Raw genomic sequence first — 16,658 nt, 5'->3', positions numbered from 1 at the left:
CGTCTCGCACAGCGCTAAGGAGAACCAGCCGCCGTGGCCATGCAGTTCTACGCCTCGCCCGAGCAGATCATGCGCGACCGCTCCGAGCTGGCCCGCAAGGGCATCGCCCGCGGGCGCAGCGCGGTGGTCCTGAGCTACGAGGGCGGGGTGCTCTTCGTCGCCGAGAACCTCTCCAGCGCCCTGCACAAGGTCAGTGAGATCTACGACCGGATCGGCTTCGCGGCCGTCGGCCGGTACAACGAGTTCGAGAACCTGCGCCGCGCCGGCGTGCGGATGGCCGACCTGAACGGTCTCTCCTACGACCGGCGGGACGTCACCGGCCGGGCCCTGGCGAACGCGTTCGCGCAGACCCTGGGCGCCATCTTCACCGAGCAGTCGAAGCCGTTCGAGGTGGAGATCTGCGTGGCGGAGGTCGGGTCGACGCCCGACGGGGACGAGCTCTACCGACTCACCTACGACGGGTCGGTCAACGACGAGCCGGGCCGGATGGCGATGGGCGGCCAGGCGGAGGCGATCACCGGGGTGCTCAAGTCGGAGCACCGTTCGGACATGTCGCTCGGCGAGGCGGTGAAGGTGGCCGTCAAGGCGCTGGGCAGCGTCGGCGGCGAGGGCGGTGCGGCCCGCACCATCGCGGCCAACCAGTTGGAGGTGGCGGTCCTCGACCGCCGCCGGATCGGGCGTACGTTCCGGCGGATCACCGGGGCGCCGTTGACGGCGTTGCTGAACGGCGGCGCGGCCGAGGAGCCGGCGGGTGGCCCGCAGACCCCGGCGGTGCCGACGGGGGAGGCGCACAAGCCGACCACCTCCGCGGCCTCGGCGGACCTGGAGCGGCGGGAGTCGGAGGACGAGTCCTGAGCGTCGACGTGCGCCGAATGGCTTGAAGCCCTCAGCCGCCGGCCGGCTCGACCGCACGCGGTCGGATCGGCCGGCGGTGGCGCTCAGGCAGGTCGCCGCAGCGGCTCCCACCACGTGCGGTTGTCCCGGTACCAGGCGATGGTGTCGTGCAGCCCCTGCTCGAAACCGACGTGCGGAGCGAAGCCGAGCTCGCGTCGGGCCGTGCCGGTGTCGAGGCTGTAGCGCCGGTCGTGGCCCTTGCGGTCGGTGACCGGCCGGACCCGCTCCCACCCGGCGTCGAAGGCGTCCAGGAGCCGCTGGGTGAGTTCCCGGTTCGTCAGTTCGACCTCGCCTGCGAGGTGGTAGACGCCGCCGGACCGGCCCTTGAGCAGGGCGAGGGTGACGCCGTGGCAGTGGTCGTCGACGTGCAGCCAGTCCCGCACATTGCCGCCGTCGCCGTACAGCGGCAGGTCACGCCCGTCGAGCAGGTTGGTGACGAACAGCGGCACCACCTTCTCGGGATGCTGGTAGCGCCCGTAGGTGTTGGAGCCCCGGGTCACCACGACGTCGAGGTCGTGGGTGCGGTGGTAGGCGAGGGCGAGCAGGTCGGCGCCGGCCTTGCTGGCCGAGTACGGGGAGCTCGGGTCCAGCGGCGCGGTCTCGGTCCACGAGCCGTGCTCGATCGAGCCGTACACCTCGTCGGTGGAGATGTGCACGAACCGGCTCGTGCCGTGCCGCAGCGCGGCGTCGAGCAGGGTCTGTGTGCCGAGCACGTTCGTGGTGACGAAAGGCGCCGCGCCGGCGATGGAGCGGTCGACGTGCGACTCCGCGGCGAAGTGGACGATCACGTCGTGCTCGGCGACGACCGCGTCGACCAGCGGGCCGTCGCAGATGTCGCCCGCCACGACGCGCAGCCGGTGATCGGCGCGGACCGGATCGAGGCTGCCCCGGGTGCCGGCGTAGGTGAACTTGTCGAGCACCGTGACGGCGTCGGGGTGCAGCAGCGGCTCGGAACCGGTGAGCAGCCGCCGGACGTACGCCGAGCCGATGAACCCGGCGCCGCCGGTGACGAGGATCTTCACGGCTGCCAAGGTACCGGCCCGCCGGCGAGGTGGGGCCGCCGTCCGTGCCTGCTCACCTCGCGGACGCCGGTCCGCCGTGGGAGGCCGCGCGGTTGAGCCCTGCCCAATCCGGGCTTCGGGCGGCTAATGTCACACCATGGAGCGGCGAATCTTCGGCCTTGAGACCGAGTACGGCGTCACCTGTACCTACCGTGGGCAGCGGCGGCTCTCCCCGGACGAGGTGGCGAGGTACCTCTTCCGCCGGGTGGTGTCCTGGGGCCGGTCCAGCAACGTGTTCCTGCGCAACGGGGCCCGGCTCTACCTCGACGTCGGGTCCCACCCGGAGTACGCCACGCCGGAGTGCGATTCGGTGGTCGATCTGGTGGCCCACGACCGGGCCGGTGAGCGGATCCTGGAGGGGCTGCTCGTCGACGCGGAGAAGCGGCTGCACGACGAGGGCATCGCGGGTGAGATCTACCTGTTCAAGAACAACACCGACTCGGCCGGGAACTCGTACGGCTGCCACGAGAACTACCTGGTGTCCCGGCACGGCGAGTTCGGACGGCTGGCCGACGTCCTGATCCCGTTCCTGGTCACCCGGCAGCTGATCTGTGGTGCGGGCAAGGTGCTGCAGACGCCGCGTGGCGCGGTTTACTGCCTCTCCCAGCGGGCCGAGCACATCTGGGAGGGGGTCTCCTCGGCGACGACCCGCAGCCGTCCCATCATCAACACCCGGGACGAGCCGCACGCCGACGCCGAGCGCTACCGGCGGCTGCACGTGATCGTCGGCGACTCCAACATGAACGAGGTCACGACGCTGCTCAAGGTCGGCTCGGCCGACATCGTGCTGCGCATGATCGAGGCCGGGGTGGTGATGCGGGACCTGTCGCTGGAGAACCCGATCCGGGCGATCCGCGAGGTGTCCCACGACATCACCGGCCGGCGCAAGGTGCGGCTCGCCTCCGGCAAGGAGATCAGCGCGCTGGAGATCCAGCAGGAGTACCTGGCGAAGGCTACCGAGTTCGTCGAGCGGCGCGGCGGCGACCAGACCGCCAAGCGGGTGGTGGAGTTGTGGGGCCGGGTGCTGCGCGCGGTGGAGACCGGCGACCTGGATCCGGTGGCCCGGGAGATCGACTGGGTGACGAAGCTGCGGCTGATCGAGCGCTACCAGCGCAAGCACGACCTGCCGCTGTCGCATCCGCGGGTGGCCCAGATGGACCTTGCCTACCACGACGTGCGCCGCGGCCGCGGCCTGTACGCGTTGCTGGAGCGCCGCGGCGAGGTGGATCGGGTGGCGACCGACCCGGAGATCTTCGAGGCGAAGGAGACGCCGCCACAGACGACCCGTGCCCGGCTGCGCGGCGAGTTCATCCGGCATGCGCAGGAGAAGCGGCGTGACTTCACCGTCGACTGGGTGCATCTGAAGCTCAACGACCAGGCGCAACGCACTGTGCTCTGCAAGGATCCGTTCCGGGCGTACGACGAGCGGGTCGAGCGGTTGATCGCCAGCATGTGACAGCCGTGCGGCCGGCCCGGCGGGACGTCCCGCACCGGGCCGGCCGGGTGGGTGGTGGTGTGCCGCACGGATCGGCCGTCCCGGTAGGCTGGCCGGGCCATGACGACATCCCCGGGCCCGCAGTCGGGCCGAGAGCCCACCGAGAGCGGTCGACAGCGCCAGAACTGGGTCGAGCGCCGCCGGGCGAAGATCCGCGCCGAGATCGAACGGAACCGGCGCGGTGAGTACACGGTGCCCACCTGGGTGCTGGCGCTCGCGCTGGTGCTGATCGTGGGCGGCTGGCTCGCCCTGATCTACCTCGCCTGACGTCCGACACCCCCGGGACGAGCGGCCCGTCGTCCGCTGACGAAGGAAGGTCAGTCGAGCAGGCTGGCGGCGTGGCGGCCGGCGGCCGCAGCGGCGAGGAAGTACGCGTGGTCGGCGTCCAGACCCCGTCCCATCGTCGACAGTGGTACCGGGCCGGCCCGCAGCGCGGCGTCGAGACCGTCGGTGCGTACCCGGACGATCCGATGCCGGGTGGCGAGCGGTTCCAGCGCCGCGTCGACGTCGGCGGCGAGCGCCGGGTCCAGGCCGTCGGGCACCACCAGCTCGGCCGGGGCCAGCGCCACCCGGCCGTACGCGGTGAGGCTGTGGTGGGAGACGCCGCGGTGCCGGGGGCGGGCGTCGGCGTCGGAGATGCGCAGCGAGCCGACCGGGCGCCCGCCCAGCGTCGCGATCGCGTTGACCGCCTCGCCGACGGCGACGCCGGAGAACCCCCACCGGGTGCCGGTGCCGAGGTTGCCAGGACCCTGCGAGACGACCGCCACGTCGGCGTGGAGCACGTACCGGGCGGCGAGCAGCCCGCTGTGCAACGTGCTCGCCTCCAGGTCGCCGCCGAAGGCCTGACCGACACTGATCGTGCCGGCCAGCTCGTCCCGCAGCCCGGCGAGGGTGCGAGAGAACCAGGCCGGAAGGGCTCCGCCGTCGGTGAGCACGTACGCGACCCGGGCGTCGGGCGCGTCGGCGCGGACACCGGCGAGGATCGCCGGCAGGGCCGAGTGCAGGTCTGCGGTGACCACGGGCATGCCACCCAGGTCCTCGGCGGTCTCCAGGACCGCCCGGTGCGGCGAGGCCTCCTCGTCCACGCCGAGCAGGATCGGCTGCAGCGGCGTGTAGCGGGCCTTCACCAGGTGGCCGGCGTCGCGGGTGTCGACGGCCTGCGGCGGGTCCGGCGGCAACCGGTCCGGCAGCGCCACCACCAGGGCGTACCCGCCGGTGCCGAGTCCCATCAGCAGCGCGCCGGCGTTGAGCAGCACCCGGTCGCCCGGCTCGGGGTGGCCGACCAGGTGGGGGTAGGCCAGGGCCCGCATGGGCGAGCCGTCGGGGAGCGTGACGTCCAGCTCCACCGCCCCGGCCCACTGCCGCCGCAGCGCCGCCACCGTCCCGGATCGCCATCGCACCATGACGGGCACGCTAGCGTCCGCGTTCCGGACTCCCCGGCACCGGGTCCACGTGCCGGCCGCGGCCCGGGTCCACCTGGCGACGGGATCGGCTGGTGTGCCCGGGCCGGGTCAGCGCCGGCCGGGGTCCACCGGACCGTCCCCGATCGGGGGCTCCGGCTCCCCGGGCGTCCGCGCGATGCCACCGGGCATGGAGTCGGTCGGGTCGAGGAAGAGGTACCGGACCTCCGGATAGCGTTCCCGCAGTCGCCGCTCCGCCTCGTCGGCGCTCGCCTCGACTTCCGCGCCGGTGGCGTCGTCGCGGAAGTCGACCTTGGCGGCGACCAGGATGTCCTCCGGACCGAGCTGCATGGTGAAGAGCATGCCGACGCGGTCCACCTCGGGAAGCCCGGCCAGGGACCGCTCGATCTCGTGCTGCAGACGTTCCGGAACCGCGCGTCCCACCAGCAGCGACAGGTTGCTGTACGCCAGGATGGCGGCCACCACCAGCAGCAGCAGGCCGATCAGCACCGAGGCGATCCCGTCCCACAGTTCGTCGCCGGTGAGCTCGGAGAGCGCGACACCGCACCCGGCCAGGAGCAGCCCGATGAGCGCAGCGCTGTCCTCGAGGAAGACCGCCTTGACGGTGGTGTCGGCGGTCAGCCGCAGGAAGCGGCGTGGCGTGGTGCCCCACCGTCTGGACTCGCGGCGCACCTGACGCAGTGCCCGGGCCAGCGAGATCGCCTCGATGACGAAGGAGACCGCGAGCACCACGTACGAGATCACGAAGTTGCCGCTGTGTTCGTGCACGAGGATCGTGGTGATCCCGTGCGTGATCGCGAAGCCGGCGCCGCCGACGAAGGTGAACAGGGCGGCGAAGAAGGCCCAGACGTAGCTCTCCTTGCCGTAGCCGAAGGGGTGGCGGGCGTCCGCCGGCCGCGCGCCGCGGCGCAGGGCCGTGAAGAGCAGTACCTCGGTGGTGGTGTCGGCCACCGAGTGGGCGGCCTCGGAGAGCATCGCCGCGGAGCCGGAGATCAGGCCCGCGACCAGCTTCGCGGCCGCGATGGCGAGGTTCGCCGCACCGGCCACGACGACCGTGCCGGCGCTCTCGGTCTTGACCTCCGGTTGTGCCATGAGACGACCCTATGGCCCCCGCCTCGGGCCCGCCGCGCGGGAGCCGTACCCGAGGGTCCGACGTTCATCACACGTTGCGCCCGCGTGGGTGCGCGCCCGCGTCGCGTCGGCTGCTAGCGTCTATGCGTGTCCCGTACCCGTACCGAACGCCTGGTCAACCTGGTGATCTGTCTACTCTCCACGCGCCGGTTCCTCACCGCCGCGCAGATCGCCGCGACCGTGCCCGGCTACGAACACGATCCGGACGACGCCCGTGACCACGAGGCGTTCCAGCGCAAGTTCGAGCGGGACAAGGCCGAGCTGCGTGAACTCGGTGTCCCGTTGGAGACCGGCACCGCGAGCGTCTTCGACTCCGAACCGGGCTACCGCATCGCCCGCCGCGAGTACGCCCTGCCCGACATCCCTCTCGAACCGGACGAGGCGGCCGCGGTGGGCATCGCCGCACGGCTCTGGCAGCATGCGGGGCTCGCCGCGGCGGCGTCCTCCGGGCTGGCGAAGTTGCGTGCCGCCGGGGTGGACGTCGATCCGCAGGCCACTCTCGGCCTGGAGCCGATGGTGACCGTGGATCCGGCGTTCGCTCCGCTGACCGCCGCCGCCCGGGACCGCCGGGTGGTCGGCTTCGACTACCGGGTGCCCGACCAGGACGCGCCGACCCGTCGCCGGCTCGAACCGTGGGGCGTGGTCTGCTGGCGCGGCCGCTGGTACGTGGTCGGCCACGACCTGGATCGCGACGCCACCCGCTGCTTCCGGCTCTCCCGGGTGGTTGGCTCGGTGCGGGTCACCGGCGAGCCCGGGGCGTACGAGCCACCGGCGGGGGTCGACCTGATCAGCCACGTCGCGCGTTGGTCCGGGCCGGTGGAGCGGACCGGGCGGGCCACCGTCCTCGCCGCGTCGGGCCGGGCCGCCGGGCTGCGCCGCTGGGCGGTGGAGATCGTCACCGGGCCGGACGGGGACCGGCTGGTCCTGCCGTACGCCGACCCGGAGTCGCTCGCCGGCCATCTCGTCGGCTACGGCCCGGACGTACGTGTGCTCGACCCGCCCGAGGTGCGTGAAGCCGTGATCCAACGGCTGAAGGAGATCGCGACCCGGCACGACGACCTGGCGACCGCCGGAGGCACCAGATGACCCGACCCGCCGCCAAGGGCGGCTCGAGAGCCTCCGCCGACCGGCTGGCTCGGCTGCTCAACCTGGTGCCCTACCTGCTGGCCCGCCCGGGCATCGAGCTCGCCGAGGCCGCCGGGGACCTGGGCGTCACCGAGCGGCAGTTGCGCGAGGACCTGGAACTGCTCTGGGTGTGCGGGCTGCCCGGGTACGGGCCGGGCGACCTGATCGACATGGCCTTCGACGGCGACCGGGTGACCATCACCTACGACGCCGGCATCGACCGCCCACTGCGTCTCACCCCGGACGAGGCGCTCGCGCTGGTGGTGGCCCTGCGGATGCTCGCCGAGACGCCCGGGGTGACCAACCGGGAGGCGGTGGAGCGCGCCCTCGCCAAGATCGAGAGCGCGGCCGGCGACCTGGTCGGCGCGCCGGTGGAGGTACGGCTGCCCGCCGACATCAGGCACGTGGAGGCACTGCGCGGGGCCGTCGAGGGCGGTCGGGCGTTGCGGATCACCTATTACACGGCGGCCCGCGACGAGACCACCGAGCGCACCATCGACCCGCTGCGCATGCTGATGGTCGGTGGCCGGGCGTACGTGGAGGCGTGGTGCCGCCGGGCGGAGGCGGTCCGGTTGTTCCGGGCCGATCGGATCGACGCGGTCACCGAGCTGGACGAGCCGGCGGTCGTGCCGCCGCAGGCCCGCCCGCACGATCTCAGCGACGGGGCGTTCCGCCCCTCTCCCGACCTGCCACTGATCACGCTGCGGGTCGGTCGCGGCGAGCGGTGGATCACCGAGTACTACCCGTGCGAGGACGTCCGGCCCGGTGACGCCGACCAGTGGCTGGTGTCACTGCGGGTCACCGACCTGGGCTGGGCGCGCCGGTTCGTCCTCGGCCTCGGCCCGGACGTGACAGTGGTCGCGCCCGCCGAACTGGCCGAGCAGGTGCGGGCGGCGGCGGGCGCGGCCCTGGAGGCGTACGCCCGGCCGACGCCGACGGCCCCACGCGACCCGGAACCGGCCCCCGCCGACCCGGCGATGACCGCGGGCTCCCGGTAGGCTGACCGCCGTGCTGTGGTGGATCGTGCTCGCGGTGGTGCTGGCCACCCTCGTCCTGTTCGCGACGGCCGTGCGGGGAGTGCTGTCCCGCCTGCCCGGGCTGCACCGGGCGGCGCTGAAGTTGCAGCGCCGGCAGGCCGAGGCCCTCGAGCTCGCCGGGGCCGCCCAGGCGCTGCAGCACCGGTCCGAGGCGCTGCAGGGGCAGCTCACGACCATCCAGCGGCGGCTCGAGCTGATCAAGGCGAAGCGGCACGGCTGAGCGGCCTCCGCCGGGCGGGCGATCCAGCCGTTGCCGCGCCGATCCCGCTCGACGCCACGGCCGGTGTCTCGCGCGGCGCGATCCGAATGGATCTTCCGGCACGGATCGGTCACCGGCTGTTGACTGGACATCCTGGGTTGGTCAACACTTCACCCGCCGGGACGAACCACCTCCGCCCCGGCGGGTGGCATCGGGCCGATACGCACGTACGATGGGCTCCGACACACCCCTGCTGTCCCACAAGCGACTGGAGCTTCCCATGGGTGCCCTCAAGCCGTGGCACATCGCCATCCTCGTGGTCGTGCTGATCCTGCTCTTCGGCGCGAAGCGGCTCCCCGACGCGGCCCGCTCGCTCGGCCGCTCGCTGCGGATCATCAAGGCCGAGACCAAGAGCCTGCAGGACGACGACCGCGACCTGGCCGAGAAGGCCGACGCGCAGGCCGGCTACCAGCCGCTGCCGCCGCAGGGCGCGCAGCCGCAGCAGACGACGTACCAGGCCCCGCCGCAGCAGCCGGTCGTCGACCCGGTGCAGCGCGTCCGCGACAACTGATCGAGGGGCCCGAAGACTGTGGCGGCCTTCGCGCTGCGCAAGCGCGGCCCGAGCAAGTTTGAGCGGGCCGCCGACGGCTCGATGAGCCTCATCGAGCACGTCCGGGAACTACGAACCCGCCTGTTCCGTGCCTCGCTGGCGGTCGTCGGCGGTCTGATCGTCGGCTTCTGGCTTGCCGACCCGGTCTTCCTGCTGCTCAAGCAGCCCTACTGCCGGCTTCCCGGTACGACCGACGCGCTCGGGAACTGCCAGGACCTGCTGGCGTTGGCGCCGACGACCGGCTTCGTGCTGAAGCTCAAGCTCGCGCTCTGGCTCGGGCTGATCATCGGCGGGCCGGTCTGGCTCTACCAGCTCTGGGCGTTCATCGCGCCGGGTCTGCACCGCCACGAGCGCAAGTGGGCCTACGTCTTCGTGGCGATCGCCGCTCCGCTGTTCGCGGCTGGGGCGGTGTTGGCCTACCTGGTGGTGGATAAGGGGCTCGGTTTCCTGATGGATTCCGGGGTCGGCGGGCTGTCGAACCAGTTCGAGGTCAGCGCCTACATCGCGTTCATCACGAACATGATCCTGCTGTTCGGCGTGGCGTTCGAGTTCCCGCTCATCCTGCTGATGCTCAACTTCACCGGGGTGACGAGCGCACGACGACTGCTGAGCTGGTGGCGAGTGGTCATCTTCATCTCGTTCGCGTTCGCGGCCATCGCCACGCCCGACCCGGGCCCGTTCGGCATGACGTTGCTGGCGGCGTCGCTCTCCCTGCTTTACTTCGTGGCGGTGGGCGTCGCGTTCCTCAACGACAAGCGGCGCGGGCGGGGCAAGGAGATCTACGCCGGCATCGGCGACGACGAGGTGTCGCCGCTCGACACGACGCCGGAACCGGTCGAGGCCGGGCAGCGGGTCGAGGCGGCCGGCCCGATCGACGCGCCGGAACCGATCACCGCTCCCACGCCGATCGAGCGCCGCTACGACGACATGACCTGACCGGGACCACCCGCACCACGAACACCGGTACGACGAACGCCGCCCGGACCGGGCGGCGTTCGTCGTACCGGTAGGTTGCTCGCCATGACCGTGGTCGATCACCCCTCCGTCGATCCCGACGGTCCCGTCGCGGTGCTGGCGAACCCGACCGCCGGCCGGGGCCGGCACCGCAGCCTGCTCGCACCGCTGATCTCCCGGCTGGCGGTCGCGGGCCGGGAGGTACGGCTGCTGGAGGCGCACAGCGCCGAGCAGGCCGAGACCGTCTGCCATGCCGCGGTCGCCGGGGGAGTGGCCGCGCTGGTGGCCGTGGGTGGCGACGGCACGGTGCACCGGGCTCTGCAGGCCGTCGCCGGGACCTCGATCCCGTTCGGGCCGATCCCGGCCGGCACCGGCAACGACTTCGCCACCGACACCGGCTACCCGACCGACCCGCTCGCCGCCGCCGAGGTGATCGCCGGGGCGCTGCACGACGGTCGTTCCCGCCCGGTCGACCTGGCCCGCCTGACCGGCCCCACCGGGCCACCGCGCTGGTACGGCGCGGTGCTCGCCGCCGGCTTCGACGCGATCGTCAACGAGCGGGCCAACCGAATGCGGTGGCCGCGCGGACCCCGCCGGTACGACCTGGCCATCCTGGTCGAGCTGGCCCGGCTGCGTCCGCGCCGGTACAAGCTGCGCCTCGACGGCGAACCATACGAGCTGGACGCGGTGCTGGTGGCCGTGGGCAACTGCCCCAGCTACGGCGGCGGGATGCGGATCTGCCCCGACGCCGACCCGGCCGACGGTCTGCTCGACGTGGTCGTCGGTGGGCGGCTCGACCGGCGCACCCTGATCCGCGTCAAGCCGAGCATCTACCAGGGCACCCACCTGCGGCACCCGCTGGTGAGCAGCTACCGGGTACGCACGGTGGAGCTGGCCGCGGAGGGCATCACGACGTACGCCGACGGCGAGCGGTCGCTGGACCTGCCGGTGACCGTCACCGCCGTGCCGGGCGCCCTGCGGTTGCTGCGTTGACCCGCACCGCACCGATACTGGCCGCGATGACCAGGGCGATCGCCACCACCTCCAGCACGGTCAGCTGCTGGCCGAGCACCAGGTAGCCGGCGAGCGCGGCGACCGCCGGGCCGAGGCTCATGAGCACCGCGAACGTGGCGGTGGGCAGCCGCCGCAGCGCGAGTAGTTCGAGGGTGTACGGCACCCCGGAGGCGAGCGCCGCCAGCGCGACCCCGAGGGCCAGGACCGGCGGGTCCAGCAGCACCGTGCCGGCGGTCGCCAGCCCCGCCGGCAGGGTCAGCACCGCGGCGACGACTAGCGCGACGGCCAGCCCGTCGGCGCCCCGGAAGCGGGCTCCGACCCGGGCGCTGAACACGATGTACGCCGCCCAGGTCGCGCCCGCGACCAGGGCGAGGGCCGCGCCGAGCGGGTCGAGCCGGTCGAAGCCGCCCCGGCCGAGCAGCGCGACACCGGCCAGGCCGACTCCGGCGCACACCCAGCTCGCCGCCCGTCGCGCGGTGAACACCGACAGCGCCAGCGGGCCGAGCACCTCCAGGGTGACGGCCGGACCGAGCGGGATCCGCTCGATGGCCTGGTAGAAGATCGAGTTCATCGCGGCGAGGATCAGCCCGAACGTGCCGGCGGCCAGAAAATCCGCCCGGTCGTGTCCGCGCAGCCGTGGCCGGCAGACGACCAGCAGCAGTACGGCGGAGATTGCCAGCCGGAGGGTGACCGCGCCGGCCACACCCGTACGGGGAAAGAGCATGGTGGCCACCGCGGAGCCGAACTGCACCGACAGCGCCCCGCCGAGCACCAGGCCGACCGCTCCCGCGTTCGTGCCGCGGGCCGGTGCGGCACCCGGCGCCGGCCGGTCGGCGATCAGCGTGTCGGTCATGCCGGTGACGCTAGGGGCCGCCGCGAGCTGGGCGGATGTCGCCTCCGTCGGGGGTGAGCCAGCCCTCGTCGCGAGGCTTGCCGCCGTGCCGGATGTTCACCGGGGCTTTCGATCTCGCCGGTGTGGGCCGCGCCCGCGGCCGCCCGTGGCGGTCGTACCGCCCACGCTCGCCGTGCAGCCCGTGCGGGGCGAGGTCAGGTCGGCAGGGCGATGTCGAGGACCGCGCCCAGACCGTTCTCCCGGCCCGGGTCGGCGGCCGGCAGCACCAGCACGGCGCAGCCGGCGGCGGCGGCCCCCGCATCGGCGGGTGAGTCGCCGACCATCAGCGTCTCCTCCGGGTCGACGCCGAGCATTCCGCAGGCACGCAGGAAGATGCCGGGGTCGGGCTTGCAGCGCCCCACCTCGTACGAGAGCACGAACGCGTCGACCAGCTCGGTGAGCTGCCACGCGTCGAAGTGCGGCCGCAGGTCGAACCCGATGTTGCTCACCACGGCCACCCGGATCCCGGCCTCGCGCAGCGCGGCGATGGTCGGGGCGGTGTCCGGGTAGGGCACCCAGCCCTCGGAGAGGAGCAGCCGCTCGTAGAGCGCGTCGGCGAGCCCGTCGATGCCGGCGTCGACCGTCTCGGCCAGGCCGGTGTACGCGGCCCGGTGGGCGTGGGGGTAGAGGTCCCGCGCGGACCAGTGCTCGGCCAGCCGGGGCGGCACCCGGGCGGGCATCGGCCCGCCGGCCCTACCGGCGGTGAGCAGCCGGTCGGCCAGGATGGTGGCCTTCACCCGGTCGAGGGTGACCCCGCACGTCGCCGCGGCCTTGAGCACCCATTCCAGAGGCTCCTCCACCTGGGCGAGCGTGCCGTGGAAGTCGAAGAGCACCGCTTTCACCGGCCGGCGCGACGGCCGGGGTCGGGGGGCGACCGCGTCGGCGCCGCCCACGGTGGGGGTCTGGGACGGTTCGGGTTGCTCCGGCACGTGTGCACCCTACCGACCGCCTCCGACGGCCCATCCGGTCGGCCTTGTCCGGTGTCGTCTCCCGGCACGCATTAATCTTGGTGGCATGTCGAGCCCCGCCGAGCGGTACGCCGCGGCGCGCCGCCGGGCCGCGCAGGCCTCCATGTTCCCGGCGCTGGACGAGTTCGCCCTTGACCTGGGGTTCGATCTCGACGATTTCCAGCGCGAGGCGTGTCAGTCGTTGGAGCGGGGCAGCGGCGTGCTGGTCTGCGCGCCGACCGGCGCCGGCAAGACCGTGGTCGGCGAGTTCGCCGTACACCTGGCGCTGCGCGGCAGGGCGGCGGCGGAGGGCGACGCGGGCACCCGGCGCAAGTGCTTCTACACCACGCCGATCAAGGCGCTGTCGAACCAGAAGTACCACGACCTGGTGGACCGTTACGGCGTCGACCAGGTGGGTCTGCTCACCGGCGACAACGCGATCAACGGCGACGCGCCCGTGGTGGTCATGACCACCGAGGTGCTGCGCAACATGCTCTACGCCGGCTCCAGCGCGCTGGAGGGGCTCGCCTACGTGGTCATGGACGAGGTGCACTACCTCGCCGACCGCTTCCGTGGCGGCGTGTGGGAAGAGGTGATCATCCACCTGCCCGCCTCGGTCACCCTCGTCTCCCTGTCGGCGACCGTCTCCAACGCCGAGGAGTTCGCCGACTGGCTGGTCACCGTGCGCGGCGAGACCGCCGTGGTGGTCAGCGAGCACCGCCCGGTGCCGCTGTGGCAGCACATGCTGGTCGGCAAGCGCATGTTCGACCTGTTCCACGACGCCAACGCGGCGCGCAAGCACGACGTGCACCCCGAGTTGCTGCGCTACACGCGCGACACGGTGCGCCGTCTGGAGTTGGGTGAGGGACGCAGCGCCGGACCGGGCGGCGGCCGGCGCGGGCCGCGCTGGCGGGGGCCGCTGCGGCCCGACATCGTCGACCGGTTGGACCGGGAGGGGCTGCTGCCGGCGATCCTGTTCATCTTCAGCCGGGCCGGCTGCGACGCGGCCGTGCAGCAGTGCCTCGCCGCCGGACTGCGGCTCACCTCGCCGGAGGAGCGGGCGGAGATCCGCCAGGTCGTCGAGTCGCGGGTGACCGCCATTCCCGGCGAGGACCTTTCCGTGCTCGGCTACTGGGAGTGGCTCGACGGCCTCGAACGTGGCCTCGCCGCGCACCACGCCGGGATGCTGCCGGCGTTCAAGGAGGTCGTCGAGGAGCTGTTCGTCCGGGGCCTGGTGAAGGCGGTCTTCGCCACCGAGACCCTCGCGCTGGGCATCAACATGCCGGCCCGCTGTGTGGTGCTGGAGCGGCTGGTCAAGTACAACGGCGAGGCACACGTCGACCTGACCCCCGGGGAGTACACCCAGCTCACCGGCCGGGCCGGTCGCCGCGGCATCGACGTCGAGGGGCATGCCGTGGTGGTCTGGTCCCCGGAGACCGACCCCCGGCACGTGGCGGGCCTCGCCTCCACCCGCACCTACCCGCTGCGTTCCAGCTTCCGGCCGTCGTACAACATGGCGGTCAACCTGGTCGGCTCGGTCGGCGCGGAGCCCGCCCGGGCGCTGCTGGAGTCGTCGTTCGCCCAGTTCCAGGCCGACCGGTCGGTGGTCGGGCTGGCGCGGCAGGTGCAGCGCAACACCGAGACCATCGAGGCGTACGGCGCGGAGGCGGCCTGCCACCACGGTGACTTCGACGAGTACTTCGCCCTGCGGGTCGCGATCGCCGACCGGGAGCGGTCGTTGGCCCGCCAGGGGCAGACCCAGCGCAAGGCGGCTGCGGTGGCCTCGCTGGAGCGGCTGCGCGTCGGTGACGTGGTGCGGGTGCCGTCCGGCCGCCGCGCCGGTCTGGCCGTGGTGCTGGACCCGGCCACCGGCGGGTTCGGCGAGCCCCGTCCGTTGGTGCTCACCCAGGACCGCTGGGCGGGGCGCGTAGGCCCGGGGGACTTCACCAGCCCGGCCGAGGTGCTCGCCCGGATCCGGGTGCCGAAGCACTTCAACCACCGCTCGCCGGCTGCTCGCCGGGACCTGGCCGCGGCCGTGGCCGCCACCGGGCTCGACCGGCACGGTGGCCGCCGGGGCGGCCGGTCCCGCCAGCCGGTCGGCGAGGACCACCGGCTCAGCCAGCTCCGTACGGAGCTGCGCCGGCACCCCTGCCACGCCTGCCCGGAGCGCGAGGAGCACGCCCGTTGGGCGGAGCGGCGGCGCCGCCTCGAACGCGACACCGAGGAGCTGCGGCAGCGGGTGGCCGGACGTACCGGCTCCCTCGCCCGGACCTTCGACCGGATCGTCGCACTGCTCAGCGCCCGGGGGTACCTGAGCACCGAGGGCGAGGTCACCGACGCGGGTCGGATGCTCGGCCGGATCTGGAGCGAGGCGGACCTGCTGGTCGCCGAGTGCCTGCGCCGGGGCGTCTGGGACGGGCTCTCCCCGGCCGAGCTGGCGGCAGCGGTCTCGGTGGTGGTCTACGAGGCGCGCCGCGACGTGGACGAGCGGGCGTCGCTGCCGCGGGGCGCGGTCGCGGACGCGGTGGACGAGACGCTGAAGCTGTGGAGCGACATCGAGGCCGACGAGTCCGCGCGTGGCCTCTCGGTGACCCGGGAGCCGGATCTCGGCTTCGCTTGGCCGATCTACCGGTGGACCCGGGGCGAGGCTCTCGCCAAGGTGCTCGCCAGTGGTCACGAGTTCGACGGGGAGATGCCGGCCGGTGACTTCGTCCGCTGGGCGCGGCAGGTGGTCGACCTGCTCGGCCAGCTCAAGGACTCCGGCGGCGCGTCGGCCGAGCTGCGTTCCACGGCCCGGCAGGCGATCGCCGAGATCAACCGGGGCGTGCTCGCCTACCACGCCGCCGCCTGACCGCCGGCCGGTCGGCCTGAGCCGACGGTCACCCGGACGGCCCCGGGTGACCGCCGGCTCACGCGCGGTCGGCGAGCGCGTCCACGAGGCGTCGGGTGGAGCCGGCGAGGTTCCACTGGCGGGCCAGCTCCAGCAGGGTGTCCGGGTCGGCGGGCGCGCTCGGCAGCGCGGTGGGCAGTTCCGGTAGCGGCACGTCGAGGGCCACCCGGACCACCTTCGGGGCGACCGCCAGGTAGTCCCGGGCCGCCTCGAGCTTCGTACGCAGCCCGGGTGCGAAACCGGAGCGGGGATCGTCGAGCGCGGTGAGGATGCCGTCGAGGTCACCGTGGCGTTCGATCAGCCGGGCGGCGGTCTTCTCGCCGACCCCGGGTACGCCCGGCAGCCCGTCGCTGGGGTCGCCACGCAGCGCGGCGAAGTCGGCGTAACGGGCGGCGGGCACCCCGTAGCGGGCCCGGACCGCCTCGTCGTCGCAGTCCTCCAGCTTGGCCACGCCCCGCCCGACGTAGAGCAGCCGCACCGGCCGGGAGTCGTCGACGAGCTGGAACAGATCCCGGTCGCCGGAGACGACCTCGACCGGGGCCGGTTGGGTGACCGACAGGGTGCCGAGCACGTCGTCGGCCTCGTAGCCTGCCGCGCCGACGGTCGTGATGCCGATCGCGGCGAGCACGTCGAGGATCACCGGCACCTGCGGGGTGAGCGTGTCGGGCACCACCTCGCCGCCCTCGGGGGCGAGCCGGTGTGCCTTGTACGACGGCAGCAGTGCCACCCGCCAGTCGGGCCGCCAGTCGTGGTCCATGGCGCAGACCATCCGGTCGGCCCGGCGGGTGCGGATCAGGGTCGCGAGCATGTCGAGGAAACCGCGCACCGCGTTGACCGGGGTGCCGTCCTCGGCGCGGGCTGCGGACTCGGGGATGCCGAAGTAGGCCCGGAAGTAGAGGCTCGGGGAGTCGATCAGCAGGATCGGGGGTCGGTGTGCCACGCCGGACAGCCTGGCACAGGCCTCCGACGAACGACAGCACCCCGCCGG

Annotated in this window: 16 protein-coding genes; 10 read left to right on the top strand and 6 right to left on the bottom strand. The window is 73.2% G+C overall.

Translation table 11 applies throughout. From position 1 onward, the window contains the following. Nucleotides 1-33 precede the first annotated feature (33 nt). Nucleotides 34-855, top strand: coding sequence for a proteasome subunit alpha (gene prcA / locus BXA10_RS19600; RefSeq protein WP_076471851.1), 822 nt, complete (start codon nt 34-36; stop codon nt 853-855). Between the two features lie 83 nt (nt 856-938). Here prcA and rfbB read toward each other — a convergent pair whose 3' ends face one another. Then, the gene (rfbB, locus tag BXA10_RS19595; RefSeq protein WP_076471850.1) at nt 939-1,916 is read right to left on the bottom strand and encodes a dTDP-glucose 4,6-dehydratase; all 978 of its coding nucleotides are present in this window, start codon (nt 1,914-1,916) and stop codon (nt 939-941) included. A gap of 136 nt (nt 1,917-2,052) precedes the next feature. On the opposite strand from rfbB, the gene pafA reads away from it, so the two are divergent. Both pafA and BXA10_RS19585 read left to right on the top strand, forming a co-directional pair. Continuing rightward, the gene (gene pafA / locus BXA10_RS19590; RefSeq protein ID WP_076471849.1) at nt 2,053-3,411 is read left to right on the top strand and encodes a Pup--protein ligase; all 1,359 of its coding nucleotides are present in this window, start codon (nt 2,053-2,055) and stop codon (nt 3,409-3,411) included. Nucleotides 3,412-3,510: 99 nt separating this feature from the next. Further along, nucleotides 3,511-3,717: a hypothetical protein gene (locus tag BXA10_RS19585; RefSeq protein ID WP_076471848.1), complete on the top strand. Its 207-nt coding sequence runs from the start codon at nt 3,511-3,513 to the stop codon at nt 3,715-3,717. Nucleotides 3,718-3,767: 50 nt separating this feature from the next. On the opposite strand, the gene BXA10_RS19580 is transcribed toward BXA10_RS19585, so the two are convergent. Together BXA10_RS19580 and BXA10_RS19575 are read right to left on the bottom strand one after the other, a co-directional pair. Further along, a complete protein-coding gene (locus BXA10_RS19580; RefSeq protein ID WP_076471847.1) occupies nt 3,768-4,853 on the bottom strand; it encodes a DUF3866 family protein in 1,086 nt (361 codons plus the stop codon). Nucleotides 4,854-4,961: 108 nt separating this feature from the next. Next, nucleotides 4,962-5,963, bottom strand: a complete 1,002-nt coding sequence (locus BXA10_RS19575) for a cation diffusion facilitator family transporter (protein WP_076471846.1) — start codon at nt 5,961-5,963, stop codon at nt 4,962-4,964. A 126-nt stretch (nt 5,964-6,089) separates the two neighbouring features. On the opposite strand from BXA10_RS19575, the gene BXA10_RS19570 reads away from it, so the two are divergent. From BXA10_RS19570 to BXA10_RS19545, 6 genes are all read left to right on the top strand, one after another. Then, nucleotides 6,090-7,088 (top strand): helix-turn-helix transcriptional regulator, encoded by a 999-nt coding sequence (locus BXA10_RS19570; protein ID WP_076471845.1) that lies wholly within the window; start codon nt 6,090-6,092, stop codon nt 7,086-7,088. Next, nucleotides 7,085-8,125: a helix-turn-helix transcriptional regulator gene (locus BXA10_RS19565; RefSeq protein ID WP_076471844.1), complete on the top strand. Its 1,041-nt coding sequence runs from the start codon at nt 7,085-7,087 to the stop codon at nt 8,123-8,125. Before BXA10_RS19570 ends, BXA10_RS19565 begins: the two co-directional genes overlap by 4 nt. 10 nt (nt 8,126-8,135) lie before the next feature. Further along, complete coding sequence (locus BXA10_RS19560; protein WP_076471843.1) at nt 8,136-8,384, top strand: hypothetical protein; 249 nt, start codon at nt 8,136-8,138, stop codon at nt 8,382-8,384. Between the two features lie 259 nt (nt 8,385-8,643). Further along, nucleotides 8,644-8,934, top strand: coding sequence for a Sec-independent protein translocase subunit TatA (gene tatA, locus BXA10_RS19555; RefSeq protein ID WP_076471893.1), 291 nt, complete (start codon nt 8,644-8,646; stop codon nt 8,932-8,934). Nucleotides 8,935-9,015: 81 nt separating this feature from the next. Further along, the gene (gene tatC / locus BXA10_RS19550; RefSeq protein ID WP_076471892.1) at nt 9,016-9,909 is read left to right on the top strand and encodes a twin-arginine translocase subunit TatC; all 894 of its coding nucleotides are present in this window, start codon (nt 9,016-9,018) and stop codon (nt 9,907-9,909) included. Between the two features lie 84 nt (nt 9,910-9,993). Beyond that, nucleotides 9,994-10,920 (top strand): diacylglycerol kinase, encoded by a 927-nt coding sequence (locus BXA10_RS19545; protein ID WP_076471842.1) that lies wholly within the window; start codon nt 9,994-9,996, stop codon nt 10,918-10,920. Here BXA10_RS19545 and BXA10_RS19540 read toward each other — a convergent pair. Continuing rightward, entirely contained in the window at nt 10,883-11,794 is a 912-nt protein-coding gene (locus BXA10_RS19540) for an EamA family transporter (protein ID WP_076471841.1), read from the bottom strand. The genes BXA10_RS19545 and BXA10_RS19540 overlap by 38 nt on opposite strands. Nucleotides 11,795-11,988: 194 nt before the next feature. Then, on the bottom strand, nt 11,989-12,762 hold the full coding sequence (locus tag BXA10_RS19535; RefSeq protein WP_076471840.1) for an HAD family hydrolase: 774 nt from the start codon (nt 12,760-12,762) through the stop codon (nt 11,989-11,991). A gap of 85 nt (nt 12,763-12,847) precedes the next feature. On the opposite strand from BXA10_RS19535, the gene BXA10_RS19530 reads away from it, so the two are divergent. Beyond that, entirely contained in the window at nt 12,848-15,631 is a 2,784-nt protein-coding gene (locus BXA10_RS19530) for a DEAD/DEAH box helicase (protein WP_076471839.1), read from the top strand. A gap of 58 nt (nt 15,632-15,689) precedes the next feature. On the opposite strand, the gene BXA10_RS19525 is transcribed toward BXA10_RS19530, so the two are convergent. Continuing rightward, a complete protein-coding gene (locus tag BXA10_RS19525; protein ID WP_076471838.1) occupies nt 15,690-16,610 on the bottom strand; it encodes a 5'-3' exonuclease in 921 nt (306 codons plus the stop codon). Between the last annotated feature and the right edge of the window lie 48 nt (nt 16,611-16,658).

Source organism: Micromonospora avicenniae (genome assembly GCF_900156065.1).
GTDB classification, from domain to species: Bacteria; Actinomycetota; Actinomycetes; order Mycobacteriales; family Micromonosporaceae; genus Micromonospora; species Micromonospora avicenniae.
Note: the sequence above shows the minus strand (reverse complement) of the source record. Positions and strands in the feature narration are given on the sequence as shown.